The following is a 22,972-nucleotide window of genomic DNA, read 5'->3' as shown; positions in this document are numbered from 1 at the left end:
TTTATATATGGTAGTAGAAGGTTTGTGGCGTGGCTGGACACATATAAGTATGCTAGTAGTTGGTGGACTAGCTTCATTTTTTATAGGTAGGTTGAATCAACATCCTAAATTTTATGATCGTAAAATGTGGCAAGAATGTGTTATAGGTACTTTAATAATTTTAATATTAGAATTTACAAGTGGTATGATTTTAAATGTATGGCTATGGTTAGGCATATGGGATTATTCCTCAGAACCTTTAATATTTATGGACAAATATGCTTACAATATGCTTTATTGTGGTTTTTCTTAGTTCCAGTATGTATTTATGTAGATGATTTTTTAAGATATAAATTATTTGGAGAAAAGAAGCCAGAAGGACTATTAAAGAATTATAAAGACTTATTTATAGGAAATTAAATACAAACATACAAGCTTGTTAAATTATTCTGAAAAATGAATATATTACACTGAATTAATTCTTAATAGTACCATTAATGGAGTTATTTGACAAAAAAGTAAGATAGTAATAGTATGTAGTTGTATTAAACATCAATATTTTACAAAATATGAAAGAGGGTATTGTTATGAATAAAAAAATTAAATTATTAACACCTGTTTTATGTGGAGCTATATTAAGTTCTAGTTTAGCATTAACAAGTGTACAAGCTAAAGTTGTAAAAAATAATTCTAATAGTAATATTTCTGTAAATTCAATAATAACTAATCAGAAATATACTTACTGTGGAAAAATTAGTTATGATGCGATAGAAGATTTAGAAGACTATTTTCAAAGCAATCCTAGTAATCCTTCAATTATGGATATAAGAAACATACTAATTCAAAATGGCATAAATAGATCACTTGCAAATAATATTTCATATAGTATTTATGATTTGCAGATGGAAACAAAAAAAACAGGAGGGTTTACTATTGCATTAGGCATTATACAATATGGTGCAGAAATTTTACAAGCACAAGATGGGACATATACACTTATGACAATAGATGGTGAAAATGAACCAATAGAAAATTATTCATTTTATGGGATTTTAGAGCCTAAAGACATAGCATTAGTAAGAGATTTTGTAAAGTCAGGTAATTGTACTAGTGTACAGATATTGGCTAAGTATATGATTGAGAAAAATATAGTATCAGATCCTACAGTAGCTGATAAATTTTCATGGAATTTATTCAATTTTACACCGTTCGCACTTGATGACTTAGTAAATCTTAATCAAAATTTATTAGTATTGAAAAGTGATGATAATAATTACTATAGAATAGCCCTTCAATCAAAATAGAAATAATTGAATATTATAATAAAGTAAAAGCACATCTATTTTGGTGTGCTTTTATTGTGTCACAATAGAAAGGTAATGTGTACGCATTAATAAGTGCTAATATGTATAAAAATGACAGGTAGAATTTAAAGATATATACTCATTCCTGATAGGGTGTTTATATATGGGAGACAAGGCGGTAAGGATTAATATTACTTGTAGAAGCTAAAATGAAGGAATTTATTGAAGAGGAAAAGATCATTGAAAAATTAAAAAATGAAAAAGATGTAATAAAGTAAAAAGTATCTAAAATTAACATTTTCTATTTTAGATTGATAAATTTTGGGATATCAGCTATACTATATTAGTGATGCAAATAATATAAAGAAAGGTTTAGAAGGTTATAGCAGCTAATAATTTTGAAAAATATAAAAGTTTACTTGGAAAATTAAGTAATTTGGAAGTGAGAGAATGGTATATTAGCCATGATAAAAATATTGTTAACAAAATAGATAAATCGTTAGCAATCAAGGAACAAGCTATCAAGGCTCATTGGTTAAGAAATAAGTATAGAATGCAAGCTAGGAAATTAATGAAAGATAGAGAACTAGCTGAATATCTAGATACTAATCATTCTAATTTACCATTTGAGTATTATGAAAAGAAATACTTAAAACAAGGGTATAATGGTAATTTACTTTATAGAAAAATACTAGAAGCTTCAAATAGAACAAATAAAAAAGTAAATGAAGAATTAGGAATAGCATAATAAAAACAAACATTAAGGCAAGGCACTCGAAAGGGTGTCTTTTAAATTTGAAAATTTATTATATTGAGGATATGAAAAATAATTATGTTGCATAAGTAACTATTAATAAATACAAGTATAAACTTAGCTGTATCAATAGTTATAGGTATACATAAAAAGGTTTAGAAAAATTATACGATTTAATTATCAAGTGATTCTTAGACTAAGATGAAGTTTGCTTGTGAGAAATACCTTTCTTTATCTGAGTATTAGAAGAACTTATCCAGGGCGTGTCAGCCGTTATCTCCCTCCTTAACAGGATGGGAGCGCTATGGATGGTAGCCATCGGATAAAAAATAAATATGAAGATTTAAAAATATATATTAATAGTTTAAATTCTATAGAGGAGGTACAAAAAGTAACATGGGATATAGCAATTCCAAGTATTACTTAAAAAAGGACTTACTTTTAATCTTTATAATGGGTGCTTTATATATGGTACTAGAAGGATTTTGGCGTGGATGGACACATATAAGTATGCTGTTGGTAGGTGGACTGGCTTCATTTTTTATAGGACGACTTAATGAGCATCCACAATTTTATGATAAAAAGATGTGGCAGGAGTGTGTAATAGGTACTTTAATAATTTTAATGATAGAATTTACAAGTGGAATGATTTTAAATGTATGGTTAGGATTAGGTATTTGGGATTATTCCACTGAACCGTTTAATTTATTAGGACAGGTTTGTTTACCTTATGCATTATTGTGGTTTTTGTTAGTTCCAGCATGTGTCTATGTAGATGATTATTTAAGATATAAGCTCTTTGGAGAAAAGAAACCTGAAGGATTATTAAAAAATTACAAAGACTTGGTTATAGGAAATTAAATCGAAATACATAAAATATAATTGGAAATATTTATTTTATGTTGATATTTTATGTATTATATTATATAATTAGGAATAAATTTAAATATTTTCTATTTATGAAAGGGGATTATAAAAAATGGGTAAAAATTTTAAAAAAATTCTGACATTCTTTTTTTCACTAGTACTTTTTTCTAGTGTATCAACAACTGCGTTAGCAGCATCTCCACAAATTGGTAATCTACAAGCACTAGAAACAAAAGCTGTTACAACTTCAACCAATACCAAGTATGTAACTTTAAGAGCTCGTGTACCAGTGTATACTAGCAATGGCAAAGTATATGGTACTTATAAATATGGTGATACCGTGCCTTATTTTACTGATTCAGAGGGATATAGTGGACAAGTTAGATGTTTAGATGTAGTTCATGATTCTGAATTTAATGCCTTAAAGGTAGCATATGCTGAAGGAAAGTATTACAGTACTTACATAGAATATATTTTTGGGGGAACTGTAACAAAAGAAAATTAAATTTAAATGAAATATAGGATAAGGTGCTTTATTTTTTAACCTTATCCTATATTTTTTCAAAATTACATGAATTAACTTCAATGAAAAAGCTATACCTATTGATAATAGCTTTTTATGTCGTATTGGAAAGATTTTTCTTAAATATTGTGATTTGAAAATATAACAAAAAATTATGGTGAAAGATACTTTAATAAAAATTATTAATAAGTAGTCTTTGGATTAAATTTGAAATATTATTAAAGAATAACTTCAATTTTCATGGTAGTGTGTTTATGAAAATGTATATTGAAATATTTATTAATTGTAGTAGTTATGTGATCTAATAAGTTTTATTTTGATATTTTTATATGAAACAAAAATATCAAAATTTGCTAAATTATTTTCAAAAATGAATATATTATATCAAATACAATTATTTTAATACCAATATATATATAATTTGACAAATAAACCAAAATAAATTACTATTTAATTGTATTAAATATAAATATTTTACAAAATATGAAAGGGGATAAACATTATGAAATCAAAAAAATAATAGCTAGTTTAATGGCATTATCAATCATTGGAGCAAGTAGTTTAACATTTGGTGGAACTGCTAAAGCAGCAACTTTAAATAGTACAAGCAGTGTTTCAATGATAGCTACCAATTCTTATAGAACAAACTTAGATGCAGATATTAATTCAAGAGGGGATGTTTTTTGGACAAGGACTTCAGGTGCTCGTTTAAATGAAATCAGAGTGACAAAAGTTTCAGGTAAAGAAATAGTAGCGTTTGGTGGTGGAGCAGATTATTTAAGTCTTAATCTTTACCAATATGTTAAGGACGTTGGAAATTATTTGGTTGATGTACGAGCACTTGATGAAAAATCTCGTATTTTAGCATATGATAAATTTTATTTTTATTTATGATGGTAAAACTTTTAATAGTTTAAAGCCTCATACAGATTATTAAAAAGTTAAATGTAAATATTATTAAAAGAGCTTGGAACTAGTCCAAGTTCTTTTAGTTAGTTCATATTTGAAAACTAATATTTAAAGGTGTTAATTTATTGTATATAATCATTCCTATGGGGGCGCTTATATGTCAGCAGCCTTCTAAATTTTTAGCCCGATAGGGCTTTTTTGAATTCAAAAAAGATTTTAAGATTTTGTGTAGAATTGGTATAATATCAGATTTTTTAAGGAGTTAATTATTATGATTAAAGAAAATAATTCTGCATAGCAACAATTAGAGTTAGTATATATAGAAAATTTAGTTCCTAAAGATCATATCTTAAGGAAAATTGATAAATGTATAGATTTCTCATTTATAAGAGATTTAACTAAGGATTTCTATTGTCCTGATAATGTACGACCAGCAATTCAGCCAGTAGTTTTATTTAAAATGTGTTTATAGGTTACTTATTTGCAATAAGATAAGAGCGATAGATCATAAAATTCTATATACAGATTATACACACTTAAAAGCTAATGTTAATAAAAACAAATTTACAAAAGAACAAATTGCACAATCAATCAAAGACTATTTTAATGAGTTAGAAGAAGACATTAATAAGGATAGAGTAGCTCATGGAAAACAACCTTTAAAAAATAAAATAGGAAAAACTAAAGAAAGTAAGACAAGTACTACAGACTATGATAGTGGCTATATGCAATAGAGATGGAAAACCAAAAGGATTTTTCTATTTAGGTCATAGAACTTATTGGGATTAGATTTGCAGATTGAAAAAATCTCCATGGTTTGTGCTATTGTCGCATGCGTGGAATTAAAAAAGTTTCTGAACAATGTTTGTTAACAGCAGCAGTTCAGAATATGAAAAAGATAGCCAGGGTGTTATCGCACCTACTATAAAATTTTATAATTTAAATTTATCTCACATAAGTAAATATTAATAAATATAGGTATAAACCTAGTCATATCAATAGGCAAATATGTACATGACAGATTATAGAAAAATTTTTTAAAAGTATCGTGATTTAGAAATATAACAAAAATTATAGTGAAAAATATTTTGGATAAAATTAACAATGAGTAGTTTTTTCCTTATATTTTAAATATTATTAAAAAATAACTTTAATTTTTATAGTAAATTTGTTTATAAAGATATATATTAAAATATTTATTAAGTAGAGTAGATATATGATCTAATAATGCTTTGCTTTGATATTTTTCATACGAAATAAAAGTACAAAATTTGTTAAATTATTCTGTGAAATGAATGTAATATAATAAATAAAATCTTAATAATACCAAAAATAGTACAATTTGACAAATTGCCAAAAATACATTATCATTTAATTGTATTAAATATCAATATTTTACAAAACATGAAGGGGGATAAACATTATGAAATCAAAAAAAATAGTAGCTAGTTTAATGGCATTATCAATTATTGGGTCAAGCAGTGTAGTATTAGGAGGAAATGTACAAGCAGCTTCTTCAAATAAGACTATGCAAAAGAATAATTCTATAATGGCAATGGTAAATAATTATGATAGCTTTTCAGTTTATTGTACGCTTGATACAGAAACTATGAATGATTTAAACAGATATTTTAATAACACACCTTCACCAACAGCTATTGGTGTAAGAGATATTTTAATTAGAAATAATTACTATAGAGATACTGCTAATGAAATTGGGTATAGTATATATTCTATAATGGCGGCTTCTAAAACTCAGGATGGTAAAATGGATCCTTTTAAAATAGAAATGCGATTGCCATTAGCAGTTTTACAATCAAAGGACCATCCAGGAACATTTACTTTAGCAATATATGAAAAGAATCGTGCATATGATGCATATGTAACCTTAACTCCTTCTGATATTAAACTTATAAAAGGAGAATTGGCTCGTTTAGGTAGAAATGATTATGCAGTGAGAGAACAATTGAAAAACTTTTTACTAGACAAAGGCATAGCTCCAAATAAACAAAAAGCATACAATGTTGCTACTGTTTTAACTAATAAAACGGATTGGATGTCAGTAACTAGTGATTCTGAAGACCTTGTAGTACTTGCTACAAAAGTTGCAGAAGAACCTAGCTTTGTATATATGTTAGCTCGTTCACCTAGATAAAATCTAATTTAATATGAGAACTAAATTATAAATTACAATAATATTATGTAGAAATTATAATTATTTTATAAAGAGCTTGGAGTTTTTCGAGCTCTTTTAAGTTTAGAAAGTGAATATAAACTATAAGGCACTCAGTTAAGGGTGTCTTTTAAATTTATTATATTAATGAGCTTAGTACATGAACGTTAAAGATTTGATAGCTAATTTAGAAAATAGAAATCAAGAAGGTGAAGTTTATTTGGAAAGTGATTCTATGTTACTAGATATTCAAGAGGTTACCTTTGGGAAAGATGAAGGCAAAGAATTTACTGTAATAATTCCTGAAAAAGATGAAGAATAGTTATGTCGCAATATGTAATATTCATATTTATTAATCTCTATTAAGCCTTATAAATAGTTATTTATAGATATTGATGTATATATTTAGAAATGAGAAAATTATGCGACATAATTATAAAAAATAAATATAAATAGAAAATAAGAATTTGAATTTATTTGTTCAAATTCTTTAATATTTTTAAATTAAAAAAGATAGATGTTTGCGAAATAGTAATACAGTATTTCAAGAATTTTAAGATATTTTTTATAAAAATTGGAGAAAAAAACTTATGTATTAGTGTAGAAAAGTCTTAAAGTTAAATGAATTATAATTCAAAAATCCACTAAATTAAAAAAGAAAAAAGGAGGAAATAAATTGAAACCTGAGAACAAACAAATATTAGATAAAATTGTTATTTTAAATGGAACCGGTGTTATTCAAGAAAAAGTTAATAAAAGTGATTTTAATTTACATTTGGCAGATAATGCAAAGCAAATAGGGGATATAAATGATACAACCTTACCGTTAGAATTAAAAGGAAAATGTTTAACAAAACAAACAAAACAACTTTTTCAGAATTTAGATAATTTTACAAACAGCAAACAAATAAAAAAAATGGTAATAACTAATACATTACCAACAGTGACTACAGCAGAGGAAGCAACACTTTATTTTGTATATGAGTAGGTGGTGATTAAATGATACTTATTAAGGTTGGAACAGAAATTAAACAAATAAAAAGCATTTATTATAAGGTAGGAAATGAAGTAAAGAGATTACTTGTTAAAAATAAAGTAGTATCAGAAATAAAAGATTTTATAAAATATACTATTCAAAAATTATTAGCTTATGATTTTGCTGAAAGTACACTACAGAGTATGTCAAATACTCTTAATTTTCCCAATTTGATAAGCGTTGATGAAGTTACTGTGGATAACGGAAACGTAACTTACACAAAAAATCAGGATAATGTTACTGTAAGTGTTAATAATGGAACTGTTTCAAGAAGTACATATGATTCTACAAAATATAGTATGTATAAAGAGGACTATAGAGATAGTTCTTCAAATTCTTTTGCAAGTAGTATCTCCTGTTCTAGTGGTGGATATAGTGGCACGCTTTATGAGAGCGGTAGTAGTTATGTATCTAGTGGAAGCTATACACCTTCTGATTCTAAAACTATAACAACAACTCAATCAGGTACAGCTTATGCGTTGATTTATGGTGTAGGAGGAGAAGGTAATTGGGAAAACATGCCACCATCTTCTATAAGTTATAATTCAGATGGATATTCGGGAACATTAAATTTAGTCACATATACGACCTCTAATAAACGAATGAATGCTGATGGTGGAGCTATTTTAGGAGATTGGAATGCAACTTATCAAGGAACAGTAACTAAACCTGGCAGTGATACAAGAACTTATAGACAAAAATATACAGGTTATATATACCAAGGTGGATATATAAATTATTATAAATATAAAATAAATATTAAATACACAATAAAAAATTAAGAAAAGGAAATGGTGAGTTATTTATGTTAAAATTGAAAAATGCAGAAAAAGAATATGAAGTTTCTAATTGTTTTGAATCAATTACATGGACTGAAAATAGAAAAGAAAAATTATTAACTGTTATGCTGCAAGATAGTGCTAAAAGTGATTTTACTAATTTAGTAGGACAAGAAATAAAAGCTGCAATTACAAATAATGATATTGAAATTATTAATCTTAATGATTATAGAATCAAAGAAATTACTAAAAATTACAATTTTGATATTGGCATAAATGTTAGATTTGAAAAAGTTGCACAATAGAAAATTTATACGAACTAACTTAAATCCAAAGAATAGGAGTTTTTTGAAAAATTTGATTTAATATTAGAGAAATAGACCTAATAACTTAAGAATTCTCATTCTATTTAAAATTATTATAACAGAGGTGGCATATGAATTATGACGAAAAATTATGCAATGAAAAACATCAAAACATAAAACTTACATTAAAAGATCATGAGGATAGACTAAACGGACATTCTAAAAGAATTGATGTTTTGGAACAAAATGACAGGGAAAATCATACTGAAATTAAAAATTTAATAAAAAAGATGGATACATTTATAAATGTGATAATGTGGGGACTTGGAATATTTGTTACAGTCTCTATTTTTGTTATTGGAATTTTATTAAAAAAATAAATATATAAGGGGAGGATCAACAATGCTAAATGGCATAGACATATATGAGGGTGATAATGTTCAGGATTGGAATGTTGTTAAAAATGAAGGAGTAGAAATTGTAATTCAAAAGGCCAGCCAAGGAACAGCACATGTGGATAAGCTTATTAATTATAGATATCCGCTTATAAAATCAGCTGGACTTAAAATTGGCTTTTATCATTTTGCCTCATATAATTCTGAAAATCCAATAGGAGAAGCACAACATTTTTTGAATACTATAAATAATTTTCAAAGTGATACAATTCTATGGTTGGATTTAGAAGCTGAAGAACATTGGGACAAGCAAACAGCTGTAAATTATGCAAATACATTTATAAACTATATTGGAAAACAAGGATTTCAAATTGGAATTTATACAGGTGAAAACTTTTACCACAGATATTTAGAAGGCAATATACCAAATGTTCCTTTATGGTTAGCCAGCTATGGCAGAGAACCAAGTTTATATACAGATGGGACAGCTTCATGGCAATATTCAGAATCGGGAAGTTTAGATGGAATTATAGGAAATGTAGATCTTGATTATTTTATGGATAATATAGTTGTAAAAGATGGAGGTATGAAAAAAGTGGATTATTTAGTAGTATCAAATAGAGGGGCAGATGAAAATAGCGCTAATATATTGGCTGATTATCTTAACTGCCCTGTTATAAGCAATGATAGAAAATTTGATTATACTTGTGTGAAAAATATAATAGGTGTTGGAGGAAATAAAGAACAGTATACAAGTTACCTTACCAAATTGATATCAGGTCAAGACAGATTTCAAACTAATCAAGCAGTATTGGACTTTATAAAAAATGGTGGTAAATAGTAAAATTGAGAGCTTAAAGGCTTTTTTTATTTGTAAAAAATTTGAAATTAAAGGAGGGATTATTAATGTTAAATGCACAAGAGATTAGTATTTTAGTAATTTTAGGTGTGGTTGTGGGAGTTCTAGGAATTATGTTGATTATAATTCCAGCATTAAAAAAGAATGGTATAAATGGAGAGGAAAATTTAAAGAAGGTTCAAGAGATAGTAGGTGCTTCGGATGCAGTTATAAAGTCCATTGATGCTATTTTACCAGGTAACAAAGCTATAGATATATTAAAAGTTATAGAGAAATGGGCAATAATTGCAGTAGGACATGCTCAACAACTTTATTATACAGAAAATATAGGTAAGGATGAAAGAAAAAAAGTAGCTCAAGATGTAATATATAAAATATTAGAAGAACTTGATATAGAGATAACGGAATCAAGGAAATATTTAATCAACGCTGCTATAGAAAATGCAGTGAATGATTTAGGACATGATCCAATAATGCAATCCCTAGGCTTTTAGCCTAGGGTATTTTTGCTTTTTGGAATAAAAAGGTAATTCTTATAAATATTTTTTACCTTTTACATACCTTCTCAGTGATTCACCTTCTTGAGCAAGTGGAAAAGTGTTCATTAATATTCCTTCTCTATTTTTAGTTTTCAGCTTTTCGATGTTAAAAAAAGAAAATGAGTCTTTGACCAATTCATTCTCTATAGAATCTAAAGAACAATATATTACCTTATTACATTCCTCATCTAATTGAACAGTATACCTATTATAACCAATCCAATCGTGAAAATAAGGTATAAAATATTTAAAATCAAAGCCATCTAAGAATTTTTTACAATCCTCTCTGTTATTAAAATAATTTAAACTATTAATTTTTAGCATCTCCTTTCTATGTAAATTTACAATTTTCTAACTTATTGATTACATTATACTTTGAAGTTGTCTTATTGCCAATGTATATTTTATGTTATAAAAATATATTTAGAAATATACTAGATAACATTAAGTATTATTAGTAATTAAGCATGATTTGAATATCTAATAAATTGTTTAAAAAGTTAAAATTTATGAAAGACTTATATTATGAATGTAATGAATTCGTATCAAGTGAGTATTAGAAGAACTTATCCAGTGGCGTATCAGCCGTTATCTCCCATCTTAAGAAGATGGAAGTGTTACGGATGGTAGCCATCGGATAAAATGTGATTCAGTATGAAAAGTAAATTTAACTTTAATGCTGAAGTCTCTATTTGATATTATGGAATAATTGAGAAACAGAGAACTTTACAAGTATATTTATATATTAAATTTGTGATATAATACTCTTACTTATGAATTGAAACCGAGAAAGGGGAAATTAAAGAATGATAATGTTACTTAATGTTTTTATTATATTTTTTCTTGTTTTTATGAATGGATTTTTTGTAGCAGCAGAATTTTCTATGGTGAAGGTTAGAAAATCAAGAATAGAAACTTTATTAGCACAAGGAACTACAGGTGCTAAATATGCTAAGGATATTGTTAATAATTTGAATTCATATTTGTCAGCATGTCAATTGGGAATAACTTTGGCATCGTTGGGATTAGGATGGATAGGAGAACCTTCAATATCTAAAATTATTATGCCGCTTTTTAAACTTTTTAACTTATCAGATGTTGCTGCACATTCAATATCTTTTATAATAGCTTTTACTATAATAACAGCTTTTCATATTGTACTTGGAGAACTTGCACCTAAATCTTTAGCAATTATAAATACTGAAAAAATAGCACTAATTACGGCAGCACCACTTATATTTTTCTTTAAAATAACCTATCCTATAATATGGTTATTTAATCATAGTACCAATGCTATATTAGGTATATTTAATATTTCTCTTACTGAGGAACATGAAGTAGCACACACTGATGAAGAGATTAAGTTATTAGCAGAAGAAAGCTATAAACATGGATTAATAGATAAAACAGAATTGACTTTTGTAGATAATATCTTTGATTTTTCTGAAAAAACCGTAAAAGATATAATGATTCCAAGAACTGATATGGTTTGTATCTTTAAAGAAGATTCTTTTGATGAAATTTTAGAAATGGCTATGGAGGAACAATTAACTAGATATCCTGTTTGTGAAAATAGCAAAGACGAAATTATAGGATTTATACATATAAAAGATTTGTATAAACAAAAAATTGAAGGAAATGAACAAAGTATAGAAAAAATTACACGAAATATATTATCTGTACCTGAATCTACATCTATTAGTGTGCTATTTAAAAAATTCAAGAAAGAAAAAGAGCATATGGCAATAATAATTGATGAATATGGTGGTACTTCAGGATTAGTAACTATTGAGGATATTTTAGAAGAAATTGTTGGAGAAATTCAAGATGAATTTGATGAAGGATTAGAGGAAATTCAATTACTTAATGATGGAAATTATATTGTAGATGGTAAAGTTATTTTAGATGATATTGAAGATATTTTGGATATTCCTATGATAACAGAGAATATTGATACTATTGGAGGATGGTTGTATTCAAAAGTTGAATTGCCTCCACAAGTTGGAAGTAAAATTACCTATGAAAATTATGATTTCATAATAAGCAAATGTAATGGAAAAAGAATAACTAAAATTTTAATTAAAAATGTTTCACAGCAATAAATGCAGAAATATATTATATTTTTTATGCTAATTTAAAATTATTAATTGTTAAAAAAGGAGGTAAATATGAGTATACTAAAAAAATTTATTGATTATTATAAGCCATATAAAAGTATGTTTTTCATGGATATGTTTTGTGCGCTTATTTTATCGACTATAGATTTAGCATTTCCACTTGTAGTACGATATCTTTTAAATGATGTTTATACATTAACAGACAAGATAAAATTGCTTCATTATGTGATGTTTATAGGATTAGGATTATTTTTGACTTATGTAATAAGATATTTTTGTCAATATTATATAACTTCCTGGGGACATATAATGGGAGCTAAGATGGAAGCAAATATGAGAAGTGATATATTTAATCATTTGCAGAAACTTTCTTTTTCATATTATGACAATACAAATACAGGAAAACTAATGTCAAGAATTATTACAGATTTATTTGATATATCAGAATTAGCACATCATGGACCAGAGGATATATTTATATCCATGTTAAAAATACTTGGATCTTTTATAGTGCTTTTAAGCATTAATACTAAAATAACTATAATATTGTTTTTTATAACTTTAGTGATGATTTATTTTTCATATTTTTATAACAAAAGAATGAAATATATATTCAAAAAGAATAGGGAAAAAATTGCAAATGTAAATGCTCAAATTCAGGACAGTTTATCAGGAATAAGAGTAGTAAAATCTTTTTCAAATGAAGGTGTTGAAAAATCTAAATTCCAAAGAGGAAATATGGAATTTTTAGAAACTAAAGAGACAAGCTATTTTATAATGGGAAAATTTTTTAGTGGAAATGGATTCTTTCAAGGAATATTATACTTAACTGTGATATTATTAGGAGGAATATTTATAAGTAATGGTGGACTAAATGTTTCTGACTTAGTTGTTTATATATTATATATAAATGTATTTTTAAATCCTATAGATAAACTTGTAAACTTTACTGAACAGTTTCAAAGAGGAATTACAGGATTTGAAAGATTTTTAGAAGTTATGAACACTGAGCCAGACATACAGGATGAGCCTAAGGCTGTTGAACTTAAAAATCCAAAGGGACAAATAGAGTTTAAAAATGTATCTTTTGGATACAATGATGATAACAATATTTTAAACAATATAAATGTAAAAATAGAAGCAGGTAAAAATATAGCATTGGTAGGGCCTTCTGGTGGCGGGAAAACTACATTTTGTAGCCTTATACCTAGGTTTTATGAAGCTACTAAAGGCAGCATAAATATAGATGGAATAAACATAAAAAATATAAAATTAAAATCATTAAGGAAAGTTATAGGTATAGTTCAGCAGGATGTATATATGTTTGCAGGATCCATAAAGGAAAACATAGCTTATGGAAAACCAGGCGCTTCTTTTGAAGAAATAGTAGAAGCAGCTAAAAGAGCTAATGCTCATGATTTTATAATGAATTTAGAGGACGAATATGATACTTATGTTGGAGAAAGAGGGGTAAAACTGTCAGGAGGGCAAAAGCAGAGAATATCTATAGCAAGAGCCTTTTTAAAGAATCCACCTATACTTATATTAGATGAAGCAACTTCTGCACTGGACAACGAGAGCGAATATTTTATACAAAGATCTTTAGATGAGCTTTCTAAAAATAGAACTACCATAGTTATAGCTCATAGATTAAGTACTATAAAAAATGCAGATGAAATATTAGTTCTTACAGAAGATGGAATAGAAGAATCAGGAACTCATGAGCAGTTACTTAATAAAGATGGAATGTATGCTTCATTGTATAATATGCAATTTGAACAAATTTCTTAATAAATCTATTAATATTATAAAAGTCAGTTAGAATGTTTTTTAGAATATTCTAACTGACTTTTTGATTTTTTTAAATAGAAATCTAATATATCAATGTTAACAAACTTTAAACATTAATTGAACATTAAATTAACATATATAATGCTTATAATTTTATTATTCTCTTAGGAGCTTTATACTCTGGATTACATTAGCTATTACGGATTTTTTTGACTTGTATTTAAGTGTAAAAAATAAAGTAAAAATATGTTGACGGTAGTAATATTTAGGATTACAATAACTTTATTGAACGCTTAATGAATAAAATGGAGGGAAATATGAGTATTAGGAAAAAAATGACCAGTAGAGAATTGCAAGCTGCTGAAAGAAAACAACAATTGCTTAAAACAGCTAAAAAATTGATTGCACAAAATGGTTATTATAGTACATCTGTTCGATCTATTACTAAAAGTATAGGCATGACTGATGGACTAATTTATCATTATTTTCCTGATGGTAAAATGCAAATATTGAAAAGCTTATTGAAGGAAGGAAATGAAGCTTTAGATAAGCATTTGTACGAAACATTAAAAGGGATAAAAGATGAAATGACATTGAGAGAAGCAATGATTTATTTAGGTAATAATTTCAAGAAGAATTATAGAAAAGATGATGAATTTGCATCTATTATTTTTCGCGAGAAAAGTTTGCTAGAAAATGGTGATATTGATTTTCTTTCAAAAATTTTTAAAAGACAGCTTAATATACTGGCAGATTTTTTCAAAAAAAGAGCAGAAAAAGGGGAAATGAAAAAATTAGATTTTGAGATGGTAGCGTATCAATTTATGAGTACTATTATAACTTTAGTTATAATGGAGTATATGGGAATTCATGATATATGTGAACAAAATGATGTTGATGAAACAGAAAAGGTAGTAGATTTTATGTTGAATTTATGGGTGTGATCATGAATTCAATTATTTTCAATAAATTAAATATGTGACAAAAGTCATAGTGATTTTTATAACTAAAATAACTATAATTAAGACATCTTATAGACTAATATATTCATGTAAATATGACTAAATAGTACAAAGCAGTAAAAGTTAGTAATATAGAATGATTAAATTAGGGATATCTATGTATTGTTAATAATGGATTTATGGGGGTGATTGTGTAAAAGTTTTTTAACTTACTAGTATTTGAATTTATACATACTAAAGATTATAGTAAAGATTGTTAATGGAGGTAAAGCATGAGTGTAACTGAAATATCAGTAAAAAGACCAACTGCAGTGTGGATGGCTGTAGTATTAATACTTGCACTAGGTGTATTTGGTTATAAAAGCATGGGGTCAAGCTTATTACCAGATATGAATATACCAATTTTATCAATAGTGACCACATATAATGGTGCAAGTGCTGAAGATATTAAGAAAGATATTGTTAAGCCTATAGAAGATTCGGTGTCAGGAATAAATGGTGTTGATACCATTAGTTCTACTTCTCAAGAGGGAACCGGTTCTGTTATGATAAAATTTAAATCAAGTGCTAATATAAATACTGCATATTTAGATGTTCAAAAAGCAATAGATAATGCATCTAGAAGTCTTCCTAAGGATGCTGATAAACCAACTATATTTAAGATGGATACTAATGCCATTCCAATTTTGGTAGTTTCATTAAATGGAAGTGCCAATTCTGATGAATTGTACAATGAAGGAGATTCATTAAAGCAAAAATTAGAAAAAATATCTGGTGTGGGACAAGTTAGTATAATGGGTGCTCAAAAGAAAGAGCTGGTTATAAGGATTGATAAAACAGCTATGGAATATTATGGAGTTAGTACAAATACTATATCTAGTAAAATTCAAGCTGCTAATACCAGTGTACCAGCAGGACAAATTAAGCAGGATAACATGAATCAATCAGTTAGAGTTATTGGACAATTTAATAATATAGACTCTGTAAAAAATATGTTGATCCCTACAACAGCTGGTGGGACTGTACGTCTTGGTGATATCGCGAAAGTAAGTCTAGAAGCTCCTGAAGATACATCAATAATGAGATATAAGGGAAAGAAAACTTTAGCTGTTGTAATTAGTAAACAAAGTGATGCTAATGTAGTAGAAGTAGCAAATACTGTAAAAAAAGAATTGCAATCAATGAAAAAAGACATTCCAAGTGGAATTAATATGGATATTGCAATGGACACTACAACTTTTATTACTTCTTCATTGGTTCAAATAAAACATAATCTTATTGAAGGAATTATAACTACTGCAATAGTACTTTACTTATTCTTCCGTAGTTTACGTTCTTCTTTAGTTGTTTTAGTTGCAATACCTACATCACTTATAGCCACATTTTTTATGATGTATGAACTACATTTTTCCATGAATATGTTATCTATGATGGGATTATCTCTTGTTGTAGGTACTCTGGTGGATGATTCTATAGTTGTAATAGAGAATATACAGAGGCATTTCGATTTAGGAAAACCTCCTATAGAAGCAGCTATTGGTGGACGTAAAGAAGTAGGACTAGCAGCTATAGCAATAAGTTTTTGTGATATGGTTGTATTTGCACCTATTTCACTTATGTCTGGAACAATAGGCCAGATGTTTAAAGAATTTGGTTTAACTATAGTTGTAGCTACAATATTTTCGCTTATAGTATCATTTACAGTAACTCCAATGTTGTCAGCAAGATTGCTTAAAAAGAGAGAAGAAAGTGTTAAAGAAAAAAGTGGATTCTTTACTAAATCAATAGAGATTTATAGAGGATTGATTATAAAATCATTGCATCATAGAGGAAAAGTTATAATTGCTTTTATTATAGGCTTGATATTTAGTGTGGCTCTTATTCCAATGGGATTAGTAAAATTGGAGAATATGCCAAAGTATGATCAAAGTGAGTTTACCATTGATGTAAAATTATCCGCTGGAGCTACATTAAAGCAAACAGATGAAAAGGTGGCACAAGTAGAAAATTATTTAAATGGACTAAAAGAAGTAAAAAGTTACTATTCATCAATTGGAGCAAGTGGACGAAACTCACAAGCTGCTTCGGGACAAATTACCGTTAATTTAGTTCCAAAGGATAAGCGTAAAAAAAGTCAAAGTGAGCTTGTAAGTCAAGTTCGTGATTTTGGAAGTAAAAACTTGACTGGAGTAGATTTTAATGTATCAGAAGCAGAAAGTGGTTCAAGTGGTGCTAGTAAGCCAATTTCTATTGAGATAAAAGGTAATAATTCAGATACATTAAAAGAATTATCAAAAGAAGTTGAAGATATAATAAAGAAGGTTCCAGGTGTTACAGATGTTGGAAGTTCAGCAGAGCAAACAGACAATGAAATTAAAGTAAATATAGATAACCTGGCTGCTTCTCAATATGGTCTTTCTACTTCAGAGATAGGAAGTACTATTAGAGTGGCATTGGCAGGCAGCAGTGCAGGAACATATAGAGCAAATGATGATGAAAATGATATAAATATTAAATTTATGGATGGACAAATAAAAAGTGTAGAAGATATTAAAAATATGAAAATAGCAAATCAATCAGGACAGCAAATAGCAGTAAGTCAAGTTGCTACTGTTGAAAAAACAGATACTAAACAATCAATATCTAGAGAAGATAAACAGGATATAGTTACTGTTAATGCTAATATTGTCCAAGGAAAATCTTTGGGAGAAGTGTCAAAGGCTATTAATAGTAAGATAAAGGCTACTACAATACCTTCAGGTTATACTGTAAGCTTTGGTGGAGATCAAAAAAGTATGGATGATTCATTTTCATCACTTGGAAAAGCTTTAGCAGCTTCAGTAGCTCTTGTTTATATGATACTGGTAGTACTTTATCAATCATATTTAACTCCAGCTATAAGAATGTTGTCCTTGCCTTCAGCTATAATGGGAGCACTTATTGCACTGGCACTAACAGGACAAAGTATAAATACAATGTCATTTATTGGTATAATCATGCTTGAAGGATTGTCGTCTAAAAATGGTACATTGCTTATAGATTATACTAATACCCTTATGGATAGAGGAATGAGCTTGAGAGATGCTCTTGTAGAATCAGCAATTACCAGATTGAGGCCTATAGTAATGACTACATCTACAATAATAGTTTCAATGCTTCCAGTTGCATTATCTCTTGGAGAAGGTGCTGAATTGAAAAAGAGTATGGGCATAGTAATAATAGGTGGTATGCTTATGTCAACGGTACTTACCCTTTTTGTAATACCAGTAGTTTATACATTAATGGAAGATTTTAAAAACTCTATTTTAAGAAAAAGAAAATCTAAGAATGTAGGGGGTAGAGGACAGTATGAAGTTTAAAGGTATTAAATTTAATGCTGCTAAATTAAAAGGCTTACTGAACAAAAGAAATATAATAATACTTGTAGTTTTGATAGTTGTTGTAGCAGTAGGTTCTCATTTTCTAGGTAAAGGTAATAAAAAAGCAGAAATAAAGCAGAATGTTAAAAATGTAAAAACAGAAAAAATAAAAGTTAGTTCAATATCTTCTGATGTGCAGTATGCATCAGCTTTAAAACCTATAAAACAGGTAGAGGTTTTGCCAAAAGGTAGTGGTAAAGTTGCCAGTGTAAATGTTAATGTTGGAGATAAGGTTACAGCTGGACAAACATTATTTACATTGGATACTTCGGAGCTTAGAGCTAATCTTCAGCAGCAGCAGGCAATGGTAGATTCTGCAAATGCAAAGTTCCAACAAACAGGTGGTTCAAATTATCAAAAGCAATTAACAAGCTATGAACAAGACCTTACTAACAAACAAATAAGATATAATGCTGCACAGAGAGATTATGATAATTACCAAAAGTTGTATAGTGCAGGAGCTGTATCAAAAAATGATTTTGATCAGAAGGCAGATACATTCAAGACTTCTAGTGCGGATCTAGAAACAGCGCAGCAAAATTTGAATTTGTTCCAGAGTCAGATAGGAGCTGAAGATACTAAAGTTGCAGCAGCTTCTGTTACACAAGCACAAGCAGGTGTGAGCACAGCACAAATACAAATAAACAATGCCACTGTTACAGCACCAATTTCAGGAATTGTATCGGTAAAAAATGTTGAAGTAGGTCAAATTGCAGGTGGACAATCAGGTTCAGTTACTATTATAGATTCCAGTAGTTTAAATGCAGAAATTAATGTGCCAGATAAAATAATTGGAAAAATTCAAATAGGACAATCAGTTCCTGTAATAATAACTGCACTAGAAGATAAAAAAATAACAGGTACAATAGATAACATAAGTCCTAATACCAATTCAAAGGACAATTCTTATACTGTTAAAGTTAAGATTGATAATGCAAGTGGTGAATTAAAAGCTGGTATGTTTACTAAAGTATCATTACAGGCTGAAAATAAGGGTAATGTACTAGTTGTTCCAAATCAAGCAGTAAAGGTAGAAAATGGAGTAAGCTATATTTATGAAGTTAAAAATGGAAAGATAAAAAAAGAAGCTGTTACTACTGGAATTTCAAATGATAAGTCAGTTGAAGTATCAGGTAATATAAAATTAGATGATGACATAATTACAGAAGGACAAAGTTTATTAAGTGATGGAGAAAAAGTTAATATGGTTAAATAAGAATCTATTTTGATCAATGATGTTAAAATTAGATCCTCTAATAATGATGATATTATTAGAGGATCTTTTATATTAAAAAAATAATTATATAATATTAAAATATTATTGACATTTGTATTTGTATATCATAATATATAAATATAGTAATTAATGAATATGAGAATAGATGATAGTTAAACTTAATAATGGAGGTAAAAATATATGGATATGGATAAGGATTTTTCTAAGTACAATGAATCAGCAGAATTATTAAAAGTACTAGCACATCCTGTTAGGTTATGTATAGTTAAAGGGTTGCTGGAAAATGGTGGATGCAATGTTAGTCATATGCAAGATTGTTTGCAAGTACCTCAATCTACTATATCTCAACATTTACAAAAGCTTAGAGCAGCAGGAATTGTTGAAGGAAAAAGAAATGGCCTTGAGATTTATTACAGTGTTTCTAATGAAAAAGTTGTAAGATTAATAAAAGAATTATTTAAAAACTAAAATATGTAGGAGGTAATTTGTATGAATAAAAAGGTATTAATAGTTGGTGGAGTAGCTGGAGGTGCTTCAGCTGCTGCCAGACTTAGAAGGCTTGACGAAAATTTAGACATAATAATGTTTGAAAAAGGTCAGTATATTTCATTTGCAAACTGTGGACTTCCTTATTATATAGGTGGAAAAATAGAAGAAAGAGAAAAACTTTTGGTTCAAACACCAGAAGCAATGAAGGAAAGATTCAATATAGACGTAAGAGTAAATAGCGAAGTGGTTTCTATAGATTCTAAAAATAAAAAAGTAACAGTATATAGTAAGGATAAAGGTGAGTACAATGAAACCTATGACTATTTAATTTTATCGCCAGGAGCATCACCTTTAAAACCTCCTATAGAAGGTATAAATAGCAAAAAAATATTTACACTTAGAACTGTACCTGATACAGATAAGATAAAAGCTTATGTAGATGATCAAAAAGTTAAAAATGCAGTAGTTATAGGTGGAGGCTATATAGGTGTTGAAATGGCTGAAAACCTAAAAGAAAAAGGACTAAATGTAGCATTAGTTGAAGCTGCTCCTCATATATTAGCTCCTTTTGACTCTGATATGGTTACTTTTGCAGAAAAGGAATTAGAAGATAACGGTGTTGGAGTTATTTTAAATGATGGGGTTAGGGCTTTTAAAGAAGAAAATGATGGTATAAATGTAATGTTGAACAGTGGAAAGTGCTTATATGCTGATATAGTTATACTTGCTATTGGTGTGAAGCCTGATACTGGATTTTTAAAGGATTCGGGCTTAGAATTTGGACCAAAAGGACATATAGTAGTAAACAGCAATATGGAAACAAGTTTAGAAAGTGTATATGCTGTAGGTGATGCTGTAGAAGTAGTAGACTTTGTAAATGAAAGTAAAACTGCTATAGCATTAGCAGGTCCTGCAAATAAACAGGGAAGAATTGCAGCAGATAATGTATGTGGATTGAATTCAAAATATAAGGGTACTATGGGAACAGCTATTATAAAAGTATTTGGAATTACAGGTGCAAGTACAGGAAATAATGAAAGAACTTTGAAAAATAAGAACATACCTTATAAAGTTATATACATTCATCCACAATCTAGTGCATCTTATTATCCAGGAGCATTTCCTATGTCTATAAAGCTTATATTCAATGGAGAAGGAAAAATATTTGGAGCTCAAGCTTTTGGATATGCTGGAGTTGATAAAAGAATTGATGATATAGCAGTTGTTATGAGACTTCATGGAACAATTTATGATTTAGAAGAATTGGAACTTGCTTATGCACCACCATATTCTTCAGCAAAAGATCCAGTAAATATGGCAGGTTTTGTAGCTGAAAATGTAATAACTGGAAGAATGAATTCAATAGTTCCAGAAGATATAGACAATAGAAATAGAGATAACAGTGTGCTTGTAGATGTAAGAACGGATTTAGAATTTGATAATGGACATATTGAAGGAGCTTTAAACTTACCTGTAGATGATTTAAGAGAATTAAAAAATAAATTGGAAAAAGATAAGGAAATATTAATATACTGTCAGGTAGGTCTTAGAGGATACATTGCATCTAGAATTTTAACTGCTCATGGATTTAATGTAAAAAATTTAACTGGAGGATATAAAACTTATTCTATGAGTAAATTTAAACCTGCAGATGTTGTAATGAATAAGAATGATAAAGATAGCTTTATTAACTTTAAAGCAAATGCTATGGAAGAAGTAAGCTTGGAAAGTGATAGTAATGAGTATAATGAACAGAAAGAAGAAAGTTTTAATAAGACTTTAGATGCTTGTGGGTTATGCTGTCCTGGACCATTAATGCAGGTTGGTAAGAGTATTGAAGATATAAAAGAAGGGGAAGTTTTAAAAGTTATTGCATCAGATCCTGGATTCTATGAGGATATAAAATCTTGGTGTAAAACTACAAATAATGAATTAATAAGCAGAAAAAGAGATAAAGGAAATATAGAGGTCCTAATAAGAAAAGGTAAAAAAAAACTAGTGAATACTAATAATATACACCTAAATAATGAAGTATTGCAAAAAGATAATAAAACTATGGTAGTTTTTAGTGGAGACTTAGATAAGGCTATAGCATCTTTTATAATAGCTAATGGAGCTGCTTCTATGGGCAAAAAAGTTACTATGTTCTTTACCTTCTGGGGTCTTAACATACTTAGAAAACCTGAAAAGGTTAAAGCAGATAAAGGTATTATGGATAAAATGTTTGGTATGATGATGCCAAGAGGAAGTAAAAAGTTGGGACTTTCCAAAATGAATATGTGCGGCATGGGTGCAAAAATGATTAGAAAAGTTATGAAAGATAAAAATGTAAACTCCCTTGAAGAATTAATACAGTCAGCTGTTAATTCTGGTATAGAAATAGTAGCTTGCCAGATGTCAATGGATGTTATGGGAATAAAAAGGGAAGAATTGATTGATGGAGTAAAAATAGGAGGAGTAGGCTATTATTTAGGAGAAGCAGAGGATTCTAATGTAAATTTATTTATCTAAAAGAAAAGTGATACAAAAATGTAT

At 28.2% G+C, this 22,972-nt stretch carries 23 protein-coding genes and 2 pseudogenes; 24 read left to right on the top strand and 1 reads right to left on the bottom strand.

From position 1 onward, the window contains the following. The first annotated feature begins 7 nt into the window (after nt 1-7). The 17 genes and pseudogenes from EG57_RS27030 (at nt 8) to EG57_RS0212665 (ending at nt 10,377) form a co-directional block, all read left to right on the top strand. A complete protein-coding gene (locus EG57_RS27030) occupies nt 8-292 on the top strand; it encodes a hypothetical protein (protein ID WP_242859847.1) in 285 nt (94 codons plus the stop codon). Between the two features lie 274 nt (nt 293-566). Beyond that, complete coding sequence (locus tag EG57_RS0212720) at nt 567-1,283, top strand: hypothetical protein (RefSeq protein WP_032077584.1); 717 nt, start codon at nt 567-569, stop codon at nt 1,281-1,283. Nucleotides 1,284-1,836: 553 nt separating this feature from the next. Continuing rightward, nucleotides 1,837-2,031 (top strand): hypothetical protein, encoded by a 195-nt coding sequence (locus EG57_RS27385; RefSeq protein WP_032077822.1) that lies wholly within the window; start codon nt 1,837-1,839, stop codon nt 2,029-2,031. A 310-nt stretch (nt 2,032-2,341) separates the two neighbouring features. Next, a complete protein-coding gene (locus EG57_RS27300; protein WP_278246468.1) occupies nt 2,342-2,464 on the top strand; it encodes a hypothetical protein in 123 nt (40 codons plus the stop codon). 41 nt (nt 2,465-2,505) lie between these two features. Further along, a complete protein-coding gene (locus tag EG57_RS0212710; RefSeq protein WP_242859846.1) occupies nt 2,506-2,898 on the top strand; it encodes a putative ABC transporter permease in 393 nt (130 codons plus the stop codon). Nucleotides 2,899-3,016: 118 nt separating this feature from the next. Beyond that, nucleotides 3,017-3,409, top strand: coding sequence for a hypothetical protein (locus EG57_RS0212705; protein ID WP_032077582.1), 393 nt, complete (start codon nt 3,017-3,019; stop codon nt 3,407-3,409). 501 nt (nt 3,410-3,910) lie between these two features. Then, nucleotides 3,911-4,321 carry a hypothetical protein gene (locus EG57_RS0212700; RefSeq protein ID WP_032077581.1) on the top strand — a complete coding sequence of 137 codons (411 nt, stop codon included), beginning with the start codon at nt 3,911-3,913 and terminating at the stop codon, nt 4,319-4,321. A 334-nt stretch (nt 4,322-4,655) separates the two neighbouring features. Further along, a pseudogene (locus tag EG57_RS25860) lies at nt 4,656-5,113 on the top strand (transposase); the annotation flags it as partial. A gap of 37 nt (nt 5,114-5,150) precedes the next feature. After that, a pseudogene (locus EG57_RS27475) lies at nt 5,151-5,264 on the top strand (transposase); the annotation flags it as partial. A 495-nt stretch (nt 5,265-5,759) separates the two neighbouring features. Then, nucleotides 5,760-6,491 carry a hypothetical protein gene (locus tag EG57_RS0212695; protein WP_032077580.1) on the top strand — a complete coding sequence of 244 codons (732 nt, stop codon included), beginning with the start codon at nt 5,760-5,762 and terminating at the stop codon, nt 6,489-6,491. A gap of 178 nt (nt 6,492-6,669) precedes the next feature. Continuing rightward, complete coding sequence (locus EG57_RS26545) at nt 6,670-6,831, top strand: hypothetical protein (protein ID WP_161782712.1); 162 nt, start codon at nt 6,670-6,672, stop codon at nt 6,829-6,831. A gap of 354 nt (nt 6,832-7,185) precedes the next feature. Beyond that, a complete protein-coding gene (locus tag EG57_RS0212690; RefSeq protein WP_032077579.1) occupies nt 7,186-7,497 on the top strand; it encodes a hypothetical protein in 312 nt (103 codons plus the stop codon). Between the two features lie 11 nt (nt 7,498-7,508). Continuing rightward, complete coding sequence (locus EG57_RS0212685) at nt 7,509-8,327, top strand: hypothetical protein (RefSeq protein WP_032077578.1); 819 nt, start codon at nt 7,509-7,511, stop codon at nt 8,325-8,327. A 23-nt stretch (nt 8,328-8,350) separates the two neighbouring features. Beyond that, complete coding sequence (locus tag EG57_RS0212680; RefSeq protein WP_032077577.1) at nt 8,351-8,629, top strand: hypothetical protein; 279 nt, start codon at nt 8,351-8,353, stop codon at nt 8,627-8,629. Nucleotides 8,630-8,760: 131 nt separating this feature from the next. Beyond that, complete coding sequence (locus EG57_RS0212675; protein WP_032077576.1) at nt 8,761-9,009, top strand: hemolysin XhlA family protein; 249 nt, start codon at nt 8,761-8,763, stop codon at nt 9,007-9,009. Between the two features lie 22 nt (nt 9,010-9,031). Continuing rightward, complete coding sequence (locus EG57_RS0212670; RefSeq protein ID WP_052037898.1) at nt 9,032-9,865, top strand: GH25 family lysozyme; 834 nt, start codon at nt 9,032-9,034, stop codon at nt 9,863-9,865. 65 nt (nt 9,866-9,930) lie between these two features. Next, nucleotides 9,931-10,377, top strand: a complete 447-nt coding sequence (locus EG57_RS0212665) for a phage holin, LLH family (protein ID WP_032077575.1) — start codon at nt 9,931-9,933, stop codon at nt 10,375-10,377. A gap of 39 nt (nt 10,378-10,416) precedes the next feature. Here the strand turns inward: EG57_RS0212665 and EG57_RS0212660 are convergent, their stop codons facing one another. Continuing rightward, nucleotides 10,417-10,746 (bottom strand): hypothetical protein, encoded by a 330-nt coding sequence (locus EG57_RS0212660; protein ID WP_032077574.1) that lies wholly within the window; start codon nt 10,744-10,746, stop codon nt 10,417-10,419. A 482-nt stretch (nt 10,747-11,228) separates the two neighbouring features. Here EG57_RS0212660 and EG57_RS0212655 point away from each other — a divergent pair, with 482 nt between their 5' ends. The 7 genes from EG57_RS0212655 to EG57_RS0212625 all read left to right on the top strand — a co-directional run bounded on the left by EG57_RS0212655 (nt 11,229) and on the right by EG57_RS0212625 (nt 22,948). Then, nucleotides 11,229-12,524 carry a hemolysin family protein gene (locus EG57_RS0212655; protein WP_032077573.1) on the top strand — a complete coding sequence of 432 codons (1,296 nt, stop codon included), beginning with the start codon at nt 11,229-11,231 and terminating at the stop codon, nt 12,522-12,524. A gap of 66 nt (nt 12,525-12,590) precedes the next feature. Further along, nucleotides 12,591-14,330: an ABC transporter ATP-binding protein gene (locus EG57_RS0212650; RefSeq protein ID WP_032077572.1), complete on the top strand. Its 1,740-nt coding sequence runs from the start codon at nt 12,591-12,593 to the stop codon at nt 14,328-14,330. Between the two features lie 317 nt (nt 14,331-14,647). Next, nucleotides 14,648-15,274 carry a TetR/AcrR family transcriptional regulator gene (locus EG57_RS0212645; protein WP_032077571.1) on the top strand — a complete coding sequence of 209 codons (627 nt, stop codon included), beginning with the start codon at nt 14,648-14,650 and terminating at the stop codon, nt 15,272-15,274. 290 nt (nt 15,275-15,564) lie between these two features. Next, the gene (locus tag EG57_RS0212640; protein WP_032077570.1) at nt 15,565-18,651 is read left to right on the top strand and encodes an efflux RND transporter permease subunit; all 3,087 of its coding nucleotides are present in this window, start codon (nt 15,565-15,567) and stop codon (nt 18,649-18,651) included. Then, the gene (locus EG57_RS0212635; RefSeq protein WP_032077569.1) at nt 18,641-19,927 is read left to right on the top strand and encodes an efflux RND transporter periplasmic adaptor subunit; all 1,287 of its coding nucleotides are present in this window, start codon (nt 18,641-18,643) and stop codon (nt 19,925-19,927) included. The genes EG57_RS0212640 and EG57_RS0212635 overlap by 11 nt, the downstream gene beginning before the upstream one ends. 207 nt (nt 19,928-20,134) lie before the next feature. Then, a complete protein-coding gene (locus EG57_RS0212630) occupies nt 20,135-20,416 on the top strand; it encodes an ArsR/SmtB family transcription factor (RefSeq protein WP_029161601.1) in 282 nt (93 codons plus the stop codon). A gap of 21 nt (nt 20,417-20,437) precedes the next feature. Then, the gene (locus tag EG57_RS0212625; protein ID WP_032077567.1) at nt 20,438-22,948 is read left to right on the top strand and encodes a DsrE/DsrF/DrsH-like family protein; all 2,511 of its coding nucleotides are present in this window, start codon (nt 20,438-20,440) and stop codon (nt 22,946-22,948) included. Nucleotides 22,949-22,972: the final 24 nt, after the last annotated feature.

The sequence above is a fragment of the Clostridium drakei genome, from assembly GCF_000633595.2.
Lineage (GTDB): Bacteria > Bacillota > Clostridia > Clostridiales > Clostridiaceae > Clostridium_AM > Clostridium_AM drakei.
Note: the sequence above shows the minus strand (reverse complement) of the source record. Positions and strands in the feature narration are given on the sequence as shown.